Source organism: Rhodopirellula sp. JB055, from assembly GCF_043100905.1.
In the GTDB taxonomy this organism is placed as follows: Bacteria; Planctomycetota; Planctomycetia; order Pirellulales; family Pirellulaceae; genus Rhodopirellula.
The window spans coordinates 1-15,393 of sequence record NZ_JBICHO010000451.1 but is presented as its reverse complement, the minus strand read 5'-3'; the positions used below and the strand labels follow the sequence as shown (position 1 = coordinate 15,393).

Here is a 15,393-nt window from a genome sequence, read left to right as displayed (position 1 = left end):
TTTAGTTTTTTTTTTTTTGTTTTTTGGTTGTTGTTTCTAGTTTCTTGTTTTTTGTTTTTTGATTCTTGATTATTGGTTTTTGTTTCTTGGTTATAGTTTCTTGCTTCTTGATTCTTGCTTCTAGCCTCTCGCCTCTCGCCTCTCGCCTCTCGCCTCTCGCCTCTCGCCTCTCGCCTACCAATTTCGTGAATCGCTCTATTCTTTCGCTTTCGTTTGCATTCTTTGCATCAGTACTCTTTGCTGCCGAACGTCCCAATATCGTTGTGATCTTGGTGGACGACATGGGGTACGGAGACCCAGGATGTTTCAACCGTGACTCCAAGATCGAAACGCCAAGCATCGATTCGCTTGCTCGCGATGGGATGCGATTCACCAACGCCCACGCACCGGGACCCCTTTGTCACATGTCGCGGTATGGGTTGTTGACGTGACGTTATCCGTTCCGAACCAACGTCAGCGTTTGGCCACGTGAACCTTTGATCGATCCCAATCAAGACACTCTGGCTTCGCTTGCGAAATCACAGGGTTACCGAACCACCATGGTTGGCAAGTGGCACTTGGGATTTGAAGAACGTGCCAACGAAACCTACGACCGTCCGTTGTTGGGTGGCCCTGTGGACCGTGGATTCGACCACTTCTTTGGCATCCGAGCCTCCACCGACATTCCGCCTTACTTCTACATCAACAATCGGGAAGCGGTCCAACCGCCAACGAATCGCATCGAAGCCAACTCGAGTGAAGGATGGTCACCGATTCAAGGTGCGTTCTGGCGAGCCGGCGGTATCGCCCCGGATTTGGAACTCGCCGATGTTTTGCCACACTTCACCGACGTGGCGATCGGCGCCATTCAAGCTCATCCAACCGCTGGCGACACGTCTCCAATGATGTTGTATCTGGCCTATCCCGCACCCCACACGCCTTGGCTACCAAGCCCCGAGTTCACTGGCAAAAGCAAGGTCGACTCCTACGGCGATTTTGTGATGATGGTCGATCATGAAATCGGACGCGTGCTGGATGCTCTGAAGGTTCATGACATGGAACGTGACACAATCGTCATCTTCACTTCGGACAATGGGCCGGTCTGGTACGAGAATGACACGGAGCGATTTCAGCATGACTCAGCCGGCGGTTTTCGCGGCATGAAAGCCGACGCCTGGGAGGCAGGCCATCGGATGCCGTTCATCGTTCGCTGGCCAGGCCACACCAATGCATCCAGCAGCACGGATCATCTGGTTTGCTTCACCGATTTGATGGCCACTTTCGCCGACATTTGGAAGACCGAGCTTTCCCAGGACGCTGGGCCGGACAGCCATAGTTTTCTGCCGGCGTTGCTTCAACAGCCTTTCGAAGAAGGCAAAAAGAGAACCGAATTCGTGATGCGGGCCGGAAGCAAAGCCACGATGACGATCCGAGATGGCGATTGGAAAATGATCACCGGCCTCGGTTCGGGTGGTTTTTCCAAACCTTCACGCATCCCGCCAAAGCCCGGTGGTCCGACCGGTCAACTTTACAATCTGAAGAACGATCCCGCCGAAGCCAATAACCTCTACCAAGACCATCCTGAAATCGTTCAGCGGCTTCAGGAACGCATGAAACAAATCGTCGACGATGGCCGCAGCCGCTGAGCTCGACGCTCTTCTGAAAAACGCCTCCCACCTTTGATTCTCACCAGGTTCCCGCATGAAAATACTCTCTCTCTTTGCCTCCGCAAACGTCCTGTTGTTGGCTTGCTCGGTACTGTCTTCTCCTTCGACAACAGCGGCTGAAACCGACGAGGCGGGGCGTCCCAACGTGATCGTGATCATGAGCGATGACCAAGGCGTCGGCGACTACGGGTTCATGGGCAATCCGCTCATCCGCACGCCTTCGCTGGACGAGATGCGAACCCAGAGCGGATACCTGAGTCGGTTCTACGTCAGCAACGTGTGTGCCCCGACTCGAGCCAGCCTGATGACCGGGCGGTACAACTACCGAACGCGTTGCATCGACACGTATGTGGGACGCGCGATGATGGATCCGGGCGAAGTCACGCTGGCAGAACGGCTCAGCGAAGCGGGCTACCAAACCGGCATCTTTGGCAAATGGCACCTGGGTGACAACTATCCCATGCGGCCAATGGACCAAGGTTTTGACGAGAGCTTGATTCACCGTGGTGGCGGCATCGGTCAGCCTTCGGATCCGATTGGAGCCGAGGGCAAGTACACCGACCCAACACTTTTTCACAACGGTGACGAAGTGGCGATGGAAGGTTACTGCACCGACATCTTCTTTGACGCCGCAATCGAATTTGCTCGAAAACAAACCGAATCGGGAAAACCGTTCTTTAGCTACATCGCCACCAACGCCCCGCACGGACCGTTCGACGATGTGCCAAACGAACTTTACGAGGAATACAAACGAGTCGACTTCTCGCCGATTTTGGTGAGTGATCTTCCGGCCAAAAGACGCAACGCCGAGTTTGACAAACTGGCAAGGATCTCCGCGATGATCACCAACATCGATCAAAACGTGGGCAAACTTTTCGCGTCCCTCGACAAGCTCGGGATTCGCGAAAATACGATTGTGCTGTACCTCAATGACAACGGCCCCAATTCGCGACGTTATGTTGGCAACATGCGAGGCAACAAAACGCAGGTGGACGACGGTGGCATTCGGTCTCCGTTGTTGTTTCACTGGCCCGCGAAAGTGGATGCAAACGACACCACAGACGTCATGCTGGCTCACATCGATTTGATGCCGACGTTGCTTGATGCTTGTGAAGTCGCGGTTCCCGAATCACCCGTACTCGATGGCAAGAGTTTTCTGCCACTGCTGACCGGAGAAATGGACGAATCGCAGTGGGAAACGAGATCGATTGCCTTTCAAACCCACCGAGGCAACGTGCCGCAAAAGTTCCACCATTTCGCGATGCACGAACATCCTTGGAAACTGGTGCACCCCAGCGGCTTTGGCAAAGAACGTTTTGAGGGCGAGCCGAAGTTCGAACTGTACAACCTGGAAGAGGATCCCAAGCAGCAAAACGATCTCGCGAACAAACATCCTGAGATCGTTCAGCGGCTCAAACAGGCCTACTCCAAGTGGTTCGACGTTGTTTCCTCGACCCGTCCTGACAACTACGCGCCGCCTCGGATCGTCATCGGTACCGAGCATGAACCGCAAACGGTTTTGACACGGCAAGATTGGCGACACTCCAGCGGCCGCCCTTGGGCGAAGAACTCCACTGGCTTCTGGTTGTTGGACGCTCCGGAAGAGAAACGCTACGAGATCGAATTGATCCTCACCGACAACGATCACCGTGGAGGAACCGCGACGCTTCACTTGAATGATGAGAAGCACACGTTCGAAGTTGCACCGGGCGAGCGGCGTGGTCATTTCATGGAAGCATCGATACCGGCCGGCCCTCAAACTCTCTCAGTGACCTTGTCCGACTCCGTCAGTGCCGGTGTTCACCAAGTTTTCCTGACGACGCAGGATTGAGGCCCAGAGTGGACTGATGTCGTTCGCTCATCTGAACATCAGCGAGCGACACACCACTCGACCAAGTTCAGCAGATCGGTTGCCTCCGTTTCAACACGCAACCGATCTTTCGCGTGTTGCTGGACGAAGCCCAGTGACGATTCGATCTGATCGTTTGTGGCCGTTTCTTGCTGGTGCGTTCGCGGCTGCACAACCGCGACACGTCGTGGCGTGATGCTCGCCAGTAAATCGGGCAAGTCGTAGGCGGTCAAAGCTCCCGCGACCAACGAGTTGGCGTTCACGTCATACAGTTCATGATTGACGATGCTCTGGTAGTCGAGCAGTGAATCCACGAGCACCAACCACTGGATTTGCTGTTCGAAAGCCGCCGCGTGTAACAAGGCTGGCCCCACATCCCCAATCGCGATGGCACCGATCTGGTCTGGTTTCACATCCTCTCGGTCCTGCAAAAACTCCATGACGCGAACGGCGTCTCCCGCGTTGATTCCCGCCACGCTTCGGCCTGACATCAACGCATTGAAGAACGGCTGCACAGGAGAGTGACCTTGTCGGAACTTGTACCTTGTTTCGCCGTATCCGAGCAGGTCCGGTGCCGCGACCACGTACCCGCGACGCACCAATTCTTCGATCTTTCCACCCGCGGCGGCATCCGTTGTCTTGCCCTCGCTATGCACGTACATGATCGCTGGTCGAGTGCCAGGTTCATCGGGAGCAAACACCAATGTTGGAATGATGGTTTCGCCTTCACCCGGCACACCCCACTTTTGAACTCGGTAACCTTCCCGTTGGTATTGGCCGCGAAAGACCGGAGCCATGGTTGCATCGGGTTTGCGATATCCAGACAACCTTGCCGCTTCGCTCAACGCCTGCGGAAGATGCTGGTCCAAATCTCGCCTGCTCTCAATCAGTCTCTCCCGCATCGGCAGTGCCTCGCGCCGATTGATGCTGAAAATATTTTGGCTTTTGAACGCCGTGGAAACCTGACCGGTTTCCGTGACGGTCAACTCGGCTTCCGTCAAAAAGGGGTATGTCTGTTCCGCCGGATCGCCGGACAGTTCCAAAAATGTCTGGAAGAATTTGTAGGTGGATTCGTTGTTCTGCTTCGTGAAGCCGGGGCCGAAGTCATCTTCGACTTGATCAAATCGCTTGGGGTGACCAAGGATCCGAAAGGCGTGACGCACTTCGGCGGCCGTTTCACGAGCCCCTTGAATACTGAAGAAATCTCGCGTCGTGGTGACTTGCAAGGTCGGTTTGGGAGCCCGGACTTCCAGCAAGTCCGCATGATCGATTCCCAGCTTCGGTCCGTGATAGAAGACTTGCTCGGCATCTTGCGGCCCAATCGATCCGAGCAAACGACTGATGCTGGTGATATATCCGGTCGGCGCGACGGCGAGAACCCGTTCATCCACCGCCCCGATGTAGCTGCTTTGCGTGCCTCCTCCCGACAGTCCCGTGACACCGATGCGATTTGGATCGACTTCGGGCCGAGTCGTCAGGTAGTCGATCGCGCGGATTCCGTCCCAAATGAAGTAGCGAGCAATCGATCGTCCCGTCAAAAAACAATGCACGCCAGCATGCGAGTGTTCTTTGGTGGCGGAACCGACGTTCGACTTCCCGGTTTTAGGGTCAAAATATTGCAACCGTTCGCCTTGTCCCAGCGGATCGATCGCGAACACCACAAACCCTTTGTGAACCAGGTTCAAGATGACGTTCTGGTAAAGGTCTCGTCGGAACGCAGACGCAGAATGCCCGATGACTTTCAGAATGGCGGGACGTGGCTCTTCGAGTCCATCCGGAATGAAGAGTGCACCCGTCACGTAGAAATGGGGCATCGACTCAAAGACGATCTTTTCAACTCGATAGCCCTCCTTTTGCAGGGTACCGGTGATTTTTGGATTCAGCGGTGTGCGATCCGGCCAGGGTCCGAGGATTTGATCAAGCGTCTGCCGAACCTTGCTTTGGCGAGCCTTCCACTCCTCCGCTGTTTTCAGTTTGCTGACCTCGTCTTCACGCGATTCCAAACACTCGCGGGTCAAGCCATTAAGATGGTGCACCAGCATCAAACCCGGGTCGCTCCAATCGATCCAAGTTGGACCGTTGGGGTTGCCTCCGTCTAGGACGTTCAAATCCTCCACGACGGGCGGGCCAACAACATTGAGTGTCAGCAGAAAACAGAATGTTTGGATCATCAAGGTGGCTCGCTGTTGGCAGGTCAAATCGTGTTGCGAACAAATTTTATCAGAACCGAACATCGCAGAAACGAATCGCTGCCGCTTGACGACCAATCCATAACGCACGTCAATTACAATGCTGTCCCCGATACTCCCTCCCTCTGCCCACCGTGTTTCGTGCAAGCGACCGTCATGACTCGATTGATTTTGAACTCTCTTTGCGTCGCCGTTTTCCTCGCGTCGTTGACCGTTGCTGCACCGAATGGATTTTCGCAGTGGCCTGATCGACATGGGCCGAATCTCAACGGGGTGGTCGCTGACGCTGATGCCGAACGATTGCCGATTCACTGGACGGATACCAAAAACGTTGCCTGGAAGGCTCCTTTGCACGATGAAGGTCACTCGTCGCCGGTGATCGGTGAGGGCAAGATTTGGCTGACGACAGCAACCTCGGATGGGAAGCAGCAATTTGTCATCGCGATCGATGAGCAAACTGGCGAGATCCTTCACGACAAATTGCTGTTTGAAAACGAGGAAGTCGAAGAACTCGGTGGTGCTCGCGGATTCAATAATTACGCGGCACCTAGTTGTGTGCTGGGACCGGGAGCCGTTTACGTTCACTTCGGCAGCTATGGAACCGCGAAGCTGGACGCCGAGACCGCTGAGGTGATTTGGCAACGACGCGATTTGCCCTGTCGGCATTTTCGAGGACCTGGTTCCTCTCCCGTCTTGCATGACAACAAGTTGGTGCTGACGTTCGATGGCGTTGATCAGCAATACACCACAGCTCTCGATGCCGAAACGGGAGAAACGATTTGGCGGACCGACCGCAGCACCGACTACGAAGATCTGGGTGACGACGGAAAACCACTACGTGACGGGGACCTGCGGAAAGCCTATTGCACACCCGCGATCGTCCAAGTTGGCGATCAAACGCAAGTTCTGTCCGTCGGTGCTCGAGCGATGCAGAGCTACGATCTTGAAACCGGCAAAGAACTTTGGACGCTGCGACACAACAGCTACAACGCTGGCATTCGACCGCTGTGGGTGCCGGGGAAGAAACTCGCGATCATCAACACTGGATCCCGCGGGGCTCAACTCGTCGCGGTCCGTTTGGATGAGTCCACCAAGGGAGACGTCACCGACTCGCACGTCGAATGGGTGCGTGAACGCGGCAACCCTCGTTTTGCGATGCCGATTGAACACGATGGATTGATTTTTCAAGTCACTGACAACGGTGTGTTGTCATGCATCGATGTGAACAACGGGGAGGAACTTTGGAAGAAACGTATTTCCGGCGACTACTTGGCGTCGCCGATTCTCGCTGGCGATCGTCTGTACTTCTTCAACCAGAGTGGACTCGGAACCCTCGTGAAAGCACAACGAGAATTCGAAATCATCGCGACCAACGACGTGCCAGAGATGGCGACCTCCGCATGCCCGGCCGTCTCCAACGACGCGATCTTTGTTCGAGGAAAAGAGTTCATGTTCAAGATCCAAGCACGTTGAGGAACAACGTAGCCGACAGAGGCCCTCTGTCGGCAAAAACAGATCTGCCGTGCGATCACATTTGGATGCTTGTGGAATTGTGTCTGCTTTGGAGGTTGATCGCTTGCTGCGAATGGTGCGCTCAAGCCGACTGAGAGCCTCAGTCGGCTACATGGTTGCTGGTCGTTGGTTGGCGAGGGTTTGTGGATGATTGCAGCGGGATGGGGGCCTCTCAAGGCGTTGATTTAATCGGCGACGTTACTGAACTGCCATCCGGTGTGGTCTGTCGATTCAGGACGGTCCTCCGACCGTGAGGAACAACGTAGCCGACAGAGGCCCTCTGTCGGCAAAAACAGATCTGCCGTTCGCTCACATTCGTAGACTCGTGGTTTTGTTTTTGCTATGGAGGTTGATCGCTTGCTGCGAATGGGTGCGTTCATGCCGACTGAGAGCCTCAGTCGGCTACTTGGTTGTTTGAAGAAACGATTGGCTTTGGAGACCTGCGCTTGATGGAGGCTTCGGTATACTGGGATGCACGATGGAGACCAGGCGTTGCAGGTGGCCTGGTGGTCTCGCCCTCTTTTCTTTTGTTTGACCGAGATTCATGCGATTCAAGATCTTTTTGCTGCTGCTCACGGTCACGGCCTTTTCTTCTTTGCAGGCACGCGAATGGACCGATGCGACTGGGAAGTATCGTGTCGAAGCGAAGTTGGTGGTCGTTCACGGTGACAAAGTTGTCCTGGAACGTCCTGATGGAAAGATCATCAGCATCCCCGTCGCGAAACTGAGCGACGCGGACCAAACCTTCCTGAAAGAATTGGCTGCGAAAAAAGCAGCTTCGAGTTCCCAGAGCAATCGTCCCGCCAACACCCAGACGCCCGAGGCGATGTCGAATTCGGCGTCCACGTTGGACATGTCACCCAAACAGTTGGCAACTCAAACCAAGATTCTCCTGCAAGATGCTTGCCATCGCTGCCACGGCGAAGATGGTACGAGCGAAGGTGGTTTCAACTTTGTCGTCAATCTTGGAAAGCTTGCCGAAACCATTGCGAAACCCGGAGAAGACTCGTTGCTGATCGAGCGCATTCAAGCGGATGATGACAGCGTGATGCCGCCGGGCGGCGAAGAACCACGTCTGAGTCAGCAGGACAACCAAGTCATCCAAGAATGGATCGCCGCGGGGTCGCCTGCGATCAATGACGAACCGGAGCGACCGTTCGTCAGCAATGACCAAGTCGTGGCATTGATCGACCAAGACTTGCAACAACAGCCCGAGCGATCGCAACGGTTCATGCGATACTTCACGCTGACGCATTTGTACAACGCCGGCATCAGCGAAGATGAACTGCAAACCTATCGAAACGCGTTCGCGAAACTTTTGAATAGCCTTTCTTGGAATTCCGATCTGATCATTCCCGAGGCGATTGATCCTGCTCGCACGATCTTTCGGCTCGACATGCGAACGGTCCATTGGACTCAAACCATTTGGAAGTCGATCGAAGACGCAAACCCATACTTCCTTCCACCTCGATCGCCGGAGGCAAAATCATGCTTCGAACGGACTGAAACCGCGATGCCGTTCGTTCGAGTGGACTGGTTCGTTTTCGCTGCGTCGAAGCCTCCGCTTTATCACAGCGTGCTGAACCTGCCGGAGACGGACGCTGACCTAGAAAACATGCTTCGCGTCAATGTGCAGGCCAACATCAACCAAGAGATGGCCATTCGAGCCGCCTTCAACCGATCGGGGGTTTCTCAGAACAATCGTTTGATTGAGTGGCACAAGTCTCCCTACGGTTCCTATTGGAAGAGCTACGATTTTGCCAGCAACACCGGGCGGCAAAACCTCTTTGAGTACCCGCTCGGTCCGAGCCATCGTCGCGATTCGTTCCAGCACGATGGTGGAGAAATTATCTTCACGCTTCCAAATGGTTTGCAAGGCTATCTGCTCACCGATGAGCAGGGACTTCGCATTGACCAAGGTCCGACGCAAATCGTCAGCGATCCGAAGCAACCAGACCGCACGGTGACCAATGGGGTGTCTTGCATGTCGTGTCACTATGCTGGCATGATCCCCAAACGAGACGAAGTTGGACCAGCGGTTCAAGCCAACCGGTCGGCGTTCGACGACGCTGACGATATCTTGGCTCTTTATCGTGAGGCCAGCGAAATGGATCGAATCATGGACCGCGATGCGAAGCGGTTCGCGGATGCACTGGACGACCTGGGAATCACCACGCTCAGCCGTAGCGGCGAGTCTATCTCCGCGATGTCATCTCGATTCATCCAAGACATTGATTTGGAACAGGTCGCCAGCGAATTTGGTTTGCAAGTGGAAGAGTTCCTGGAGCGACTGCAAACTGCGTCTCGTGTGGCGAGGGTTTTCAGTTCGCTTCAGATCAGCGGCGGCACGATCAAGCGAGATGTCTTCAAAGAAATGTTTGCTGACGCGTGCGTGGACTTGCGGTTGATTGAAGCTCACGAAGTTCACCGACCCAATCGAACAAGCTCTTCTGTCGCGGCGACGTCCAGTGCTCGATCTGCTTCATCGTCTGTTGCCAAGGCTCCGATGAATTCCGCGGGGGATCGAAATTCGAAGATGACTTCCGACCGTTCACCGAATCGAACGACCGCACCGATGAAAGTGGGGGCGAAGCTGTCGCCGATTGCCAAGTTCTCCGATCTCAGATGGGGAGTGAAGTCTCTGGCGATTCATCCCCATCAAAATGTTGTGGCGACAGGACGTCCCGACCGAAAGATCACGTTGTTTGATTTCGATCATGAAAGCGTTTTGGGCGAGCTGACCGGACTGGATATGCTTCAGGCGGTGACGGCTTGTGCCTTCACTCCCGATGGGAATCACTTGATCGCTGGCGGCAGCACGGGGCACATCGTGGTTTACTCCGTCACCGCGAAAGGACTGCTTCGCCCGTCCGGGCAATTCCCTGGTCACAACGGAGAGATCCATTGCATCGACATCTCATCGTCCGGTCGCTACGCATTGACCGGCGATGCCAAAAAGGTCGCTCGTTGTTGGGAAATCGCGACAGGAAAAGAGCTCTCGATGATCAGTGATTTTGAGGGCCCGGTGAAGGCCGTACATATTTCGGCGGACGAACGAACGATGCTTGCAACCGATGGCGCCTCGTTGGTCGAAGCCGACATGCGGACAGGCGACCCGATTAGCCAGCGCCCATTGAACCGATCCTGGGCGTCGGGGCAGTCGGCAGCTTTCTCGCCCGACGGCACTTGGCTCGCCGTGGCGGACACTTACAACATCCGGGTTTGGAACCTGAACACGTTCCGCGAACTGATGCCTTTGATTGGCAGTGAAACGTTGTGGTCCATGCGTTTCGCGCCCGACAATCAACACTTGTTTGCGGGCGGAAGTGGAAAGGTTGATGTCTGGGAATTCCAGCGTAACGCGAGACTTCAGCGTCAATCCATTCACCGAGGTTACGTTCACTCGCTCGCCGTGTCCGCAGACGGCAGCCACTTCGCCGCGGTTGGAAGCATTGGTGGTTCGCTTGAGGTCTTCTCTCGCAAGGAGTGAATCAAGCGGAACTCACGAATGGTTCATCTCACGCTGCAGCCATGCTCTTGCGTAGGCCCAGTTGCGTTTGGTCGTTCGTGCGGAGACACCGAGGATCTCGGCCGTCTCGTCGATGGTCAGCCCCGTGAAATAGCGAAGTTCGACCAGCTTCGCCAGCGAGGGATCTTCGTCGGACAACTTGTTCAGCGCATCGTCCAACGTCAACAGTTCATCGATGTCGTGCGTGTCAACGGAAGGGACATCGTTATCCAGTTCATGACGCACGAGATTGCCGCCCCGCTTGGTGCGTTTCTTGCTGCGAGCATTCTCAATCAGAATTCGACGCATGGCTTCGGCAGCCGCCGCAAAGAAGTGCCCGCGGCCGTCCCATTGCTGTGGATCGTTGCCGCCTACCAATCGCAAGAAAGCCTCGTGAACCAGTGCGGTTGGTTGCAGCGTGTGGCCCGGCTTTTCATGATTCATTCGGCTTGAGGCCAGACGTCGCAATTCATCATAGACCAGCGGAAGCAGATCCCCCGCCGCATTGGGATCGCCTTCGTCGATGGCCGTCAATATTCGCGTGATGTCTCGATTCATCCGCAACATCATAGCTGAACCGGCTCGCGTTCCTAGCTCACGCGTATTCGTCGATGACGAGGCCAGCTTCATTGAGATCGCTCGCGATTGCTTGGGCAAACGCATCGGCGTCGACACCATTTTCTTCCAACACGCCGGTCAACGCCTCGCGGATTTGATCCGTGGAAGCATTGCCTTCTGCTTCCGCGGCAAGTTCCTCCAGCGAGTCGATGATTTGGCTTACCAATTCATCGGTGGACGACTCATCGACACCGGCCGAAAGCAATGCCGACTCAAGCGAACTGGTGGTGGATTCGTCTTCCGGTGGTGGCGGCGGTGGGCCTTGTGGTCGCCCGCCCCGCGATGGGCCGCTTGCCCCTTCCGTGCCGCCGACACCAGAAGGTCCGTTGGCACGCAGAGCCTGTTCGACTTCGGCCGAATCGATTCCGTTGGCATCCAGGACTTCTTCAACTGCCGAGCGGAAAGCTTGCGGGTCGTTGCCAACCGACGATTCCGATTGCAGATCAGCGAGGGCGTCATCGATTTGGGACAGCACTTTTGTGGCGGTGGTGTCATCCACCCCGACCGATTCCAACGCGCTGGTCAGTTGCTCTTCGTTGGGTGGAGGCGGGCCAGGCCGACTGGATTGAGAGGAGGAAGTTTGGCTGCTGACAGCAGAGCGAAGGCCAGAAAGATTCATGGCATGGGTTCTTTCAAACAAGAGGCTTCGAATGAGTGTTTTGAAACACGACGCATCACCGATGTCGGTGTCGGACACGTCAACTCTTGCCCTGAATTGGAGGAATCACCAACGAATTCCAGTGGTTTTCGAAAAACCTTTTTTTTCGGAAGTTGATACGAAAAAGCGTGTCCCGCTGTCGTCTTGCTTGGCGCATTGGGTTCTTGGCGGTCTCTCTCTTGGTAGGTCTCCCGGTGCAATCTGCGATCTTCTCAAACAACGTGCGCTTTGAGAGGTTTTGGTCCCCTTCCCTATTCTCACTGGTCTCAGGGCGATGGATCGTTGGATACTTCCTGCTCGCTCATGATCGGTTTCCTCTTCTCACTCTTCTGAGGTCCAAACGTGATTCGAACACTCCAGGCCATCGTCGTCGCAGCCGCGTTCTGTCTGCCAAGTCAGGTTTTTGCCCAACCACCCGGAGGCCCCGGCGGAATGAACGGTCGCGGTGGCCCACCCACAGAAATGAATTTGCAACTGTTCACCACTGCGGATGCAGACCAGAACGGCGCCGTCACGAAGTCGGAGTTACTCGCTGTTCTGCAGAACCAAAGTCGCGGCAATCAGAGCAACCAGTTCGGGCGAGGCGGTCCACCGCCAATGAATGGAAACGCGGGAGCGAATGGTTTCGGTCGCCCTGGCCAGCCGCCGCAAGAGGAACAAGGCGGACGTCATGGAACTCCCCCCGAACCGGGAAAGGTTCTACCGGAACCCGTGATTCAGTCTTTGAATCTGAACGAGCGACAGTCCCGGCAGCTCGCAACCTTGCAAGCCGAAGTCAGTCGGCGATTGGCTGCGATCTTGACGGACGAACAAGAGGCCCAGTTGCAAAACGCTGGGCCGCCGCAAGGTCGTCCTCCAATGGAAGCCTCCACCACGCCTTGAGGTTACCATTGTGATATGACCAATCCGACTGAACGAGCAATTTTTTTACAGGCGATTGAGGAAGAGAACCTCGACGATCGTTTGGCGTATCTGGATTCAGCATGCGGCGACGATGTGGATCTTCGCCAGTCCGTCGAGGAATTGCTGGCGGCACATGTGCAGCCCGCCGCGTTGTTGGATCATCCCATCGGTACCGACCGAGTTCGACCGTTCATCACAAGCGATCTGGTCGCGGAGCCCGTCGACCATCTTGGGATGCAGATCGGCCCCTATAAGCTGAGGGAACAAATTGGCGAAGGCGGATTCGGATTGGTGTTCGTCGCCGAGCAAGACCAGCCTGTTCGCCGCCGTGTGGCATTGAAAATTGTCAAACCCGGCGTTGGATCCAAGGAGGTCATTGCGCGGTTCGAAGCCGAATGCCAAGCCGTTGCGTTGATGAACCATCCCAACATCACGCAGGTCTTTGATGCCGGAGTGACCGCCGACCATCGTCCCTATTTCGTCATGGAATTGGTGCGAGGCCTTCCCATCACCGAGTTCTGTGATGAAAAGCGTTTGGGGGTTCGCGAGCGTTTGGATTTGATGATCGACGTGTGCTCTGCGGTGCAGCACGCCCACCAAAAAGGCGTCATCCATCGCGACATCAAACCATCGAATGTCATGGTGACCTTGCATGACGGAAAAGCGGTCGCGAAGGTGATCGATTTCGGAGTCGCCAAGGCTCTTGGGGAAAAGCTCACAGACAAAACCGTCTACACGCGATTTTTTTCGATGATCGGGACGCCGCTGTACATGAGCCCCGAGCAAGCTGAAATGAGCGGGCTCGATGTGGACACTCGCAGCGACATCTATTCACTGGGGGTGCTGCTGTATGAGTTGCTTGTCGGAGCCACTCCATTCGATCGCGAACGATTGGATTCCGCTGGCTTGGACGAGATGCGGCGAATCATCCGCGAAGAAGACCCACCCCGGCCCAGCACGCGGCTGTCAACCTTGACGGCAGAACGCAATCGTAACTTGGGGACTCCGTCCGGTGGAATGAACACTCACCCATCACGAAGTCGAGGTTCCGAACTGCGGGGTGATTTGGACTGGATCGTGATGAAGGCGTTGGAGAAAGATCGGACTCGCCGATACGATTCCGCAGCTTCCTTGGCGGATGACCTCAGGCATTATTTGCAAGGCGAACCGGTCAACGCGAGACCTCCAAGCAAGCTGTATCGCTTCCAAAAGTTTGCGCGACGAAATCGCGTGGCGATCGGCACCGCGACGGTAGTGGGATGCACGATGGTATTGGGGACCGCAGCGAGCCTTTGGCAAATGTCGGAGGCGATTCAAGAACGCAACGCCAAGGACGAAGCACTGCGTGACGCGATGGTAGCGAAAGCCGAGGCAATCACGGCGAAACAGGAAGTGGAGCAATTCGCAGCTCACTTGACTCAAGCCAATGAGCGTGTTGCTCGAGGTCAGACGCATGCTCATTCAGGGCAATGGAGCGATGCAGCCCGTGAATATGATGCGGCGGTTGATATTCAACCAAGCTACTACTTGCCGCGTGTCCAACGAGCTCAGCTTTATGCTCGGCTACACCTTTGGCCGGAAGCGGCGCGGGACTACGCCATCGCCCTCGACACCGGTGCCCAGACCGCACAACCTCAGTGGTGGGGCGTTCCGGCGTTGTTCTTGTTCACTGGTCATCAAGACGAATACCAGCGTTTGGTCAAACAATTCCAGATTCAGTTGAGCGAAGAACCGGATTGGTTGTTGCTCCGAGGGTTTTTGGTGGGAGACCCCGCTGACGAGTCCATGGAAGTGGAAGTGAACGCCGATCTTGCCCGACGTTGGTTGGCTCAGCGTCAAGTGGGACGCACCACTGACGAGGATGGTGCAGGAGGGGACGACGAACATCGCCGACGTGATTTTCTTGGCCGGCTTCCACCACCCGATAGTTCTCCACTGAGCGTTTGTCAATTCATCACTGGACTGGCGGAATTGCGAGCGGGAGAATTCGATTCGGCAGTCGAATTGCTTTTGGAAGCGGGGGCGGACACTCGTTGGCCAGCCAGCTACATAGTGGATGCTCCGCTGGCGCTAGCGTATCAATCGAAAGGTGATTTAGAGCGTGCAGGACAAGCCTTGGCACGCTCGCAGAAAGCGTTGGAGCTTCAGTTGGAAGCACTGCAAGATCAGAGCCAATCGATCAACCCATCGCCTTGGTTTGATCTTGTCGAAGCCCTTTTGCTACACGAAGAGGCTTGCCGGAAGGTCTCCGACAGGCCCTCGTCATTCGGCCCACAGCTCAAGCAAATCCGACAAACGTCCCTCGCTCTGATCGTGAAACGGTGATCGTTTCGCTTGGATGGCGTGGCTTCCGAGCCCGACGTCGTCATCCGAGCCTTTGAGCCGGACCGTGTGCGAACTCGATTGATCAAACTCTGTGAAGCGATCAATCGCTGTGCTGCCTTGCCGCAAACAAGTGATCCGGCTGGCTCGGAGTGTTTGGTCGCTCACCCGTTTCGGTTGAACCTTCC

At 55.5% G+C, this 15,393-nt stretch carries 8 protein-coding genes and 1 pseudogene; 6 read left to right on the top strand and 3 right to left on the bottom strand.

All coding sequences use genetic code 11. From position 1 onward, the window contains the following. Positions 1-185 precede the first annotated feature (185 nt). A pseudogene (locus tag ACF8AM_RS17715) lies at positions 186-1,625 on the top strand (sulfatase-like hydrolase/transferase). Between the two features lie 55 nt (positions 1,626-1,680). Next, the gene (locus ACF8AM_RS17710; RefSeq protein WP_392556918.1) at positions 1,681-3,477 is read left to right on the top strand and encodes an arylsulfatase; all 1,797 of its coding nucleotides are present in this window, start codon (positions 1,681-1,683) and stop codon (positions 3,475-3,477) included. 38 nt (positions 3,478-3,515) lie between these two features. Here ACF8AM_RS17710 and ACF8AM_RS17705 read toward each other — a convergent pair whose 3' ends face one another. Beyond that, positions 3,516-5,666 carry an alpha/beta hydrolase family protein gene (locus ACF8AM_RS17705; protein WP_392556917.1) on the bottom strand — a complete coding sequence of 717 codons (2,151 nt, stop codon included), beginning with the start codon at positions 5,664-5,666 and terminating at the stop codon, positions 3,516-3,518. Positions 5,667-5,825: 159 nt separating this feature from the next. On the opposite strand from ACF8AM_RS17705, the gene ACF8AM_RS17700 reads away from it, so the two are divergent. Further along, complete coding sequence (locus tag ACF8AM_RS17700; protein ID WP_392556916.1) at positions 5,826-7,157, top strand: PQQ-binding-like beta-propeller repeat protein; 1,332 nt, start codon at positions 5,826-5,828, stop codon at positions 7,155-7,157. Positions 7,158-7,740: 583 nt separating this feature from the next. Continuing rightward, positions 7,741-10,686: an SHD1 domain-containing protein gene (locus ACF8AM_RS17695; protein WP_392556915.1), complete on the top strand. Its 2,946-nt coding sequence runs from the start codon at positions 7,741-7,743 to the stop codon at positions 10,684-10,686. 12 nt (positions 10,687-10,698) lie between these two features. Here the strand turns inward: ACF8AM_RS17695 and ACF8AM_RS17690 are convergent, their stop codons facing one another. Both ACF8AM_RS17690 and ACF8AM_RS17685 read right to left on the bottom strand, forming a co-directional pair. Continuing rightward, entirely contained in the window at positions 10,699-11,262 is a 564-nt protein-coding gene (locus ACF8AM_RS17690; protein ID WP_392556914.1) for an ECF-type sigma factor, read from the bottom strand. Between the two features lie 37 nt (positions 11,263-11,299). After that, positions 11,300-11,941 carry a hypothetical protein gene (locus ACF8AM_RS17685; protein ID WP_392556913.1) on the bottom strand — a complete coding sequence of 214 codons (642 nt, stop codon included), beginning with the start codon at positions 11,939-11,941 and terminating at the stop codon, positions 11,300-11,302. Positions 11,942-12,322: 381 nt separating this feature from the next. On the opposite strand from ACF8AM_RS17685, the gene ACF8AM_RS17680 reads away from it, so the two are divergent. Beyond that, positions 12,323-12,862, top strand: a complete 540-nt coding sequence (locus ACF8AM_RS17680; protein ID WP_392556912.1) for an EF-hand domain-containing protein — start codon at positions 12,323-12,325, stop codon at positions 12,860-12,862. Positions 12,863-12,877: 15 nt separating this feature from the next. Next, positions 12,878-15,208, top strand: a complete 2,331-nt coding sequence (locus ACF8AM_RS17675) for a protein kinase (RefSeq protein WP_392556911.1) — start codon at positions 12,878-12,880, stop codon at positions 15,206-15,208. Positions 15,209-15,393: the final 185 nt, after the last annotated feature.

Excerpts from the sequence above, each read along its gene's own strand:
- ACF8AM_RS17710 (WP_392556918.1), top strand. The coding sequence starts at position 1,681 with ATGAAAATACTCTCTCTCTTTGCCTCCGCAAACGTCCTGTTGTTGGCT.
- ACF8AM_RS17705 (WP_392556917.1), bottom strand. The coding sequence starts at position 5,666 with ATGATCCAAACATTCTGTTTTCTGCTGACACTCAATGTTGTTGGCCCG.
- ACF8AM_RS17695 (WP_392556915.1), top strand. The coding sequence starts at position 7,741 with ATGCGATTCAAGATCTTTTTGCTGCTGCTCACGGTCACGGCCTTTTCT.
- ACF8AM_RS17690 (WP_392556914.1), bottom strand. The coding sequence starts at position 11,262 with ATGAATCGAGACATCACGCGAATATTGACGGCCATCGACGAAGGCGAT.
- ACF8AM_RS17685 (WP_392556913.1), bottom strand. The coding sequence starts at position 11,941 with ATGAATCTTTCTGGCCTTCGCTCTGCTGTCAGCAGCCAAACTTCCTCC.
- ACF8AM_RS17675 (WP_392556911.1), top strand. The coding sequence starts at position 12,878 with ATGACCAATCCGACTGAACGAGCAATTTTTTTACAGGCGATTGAGGAA.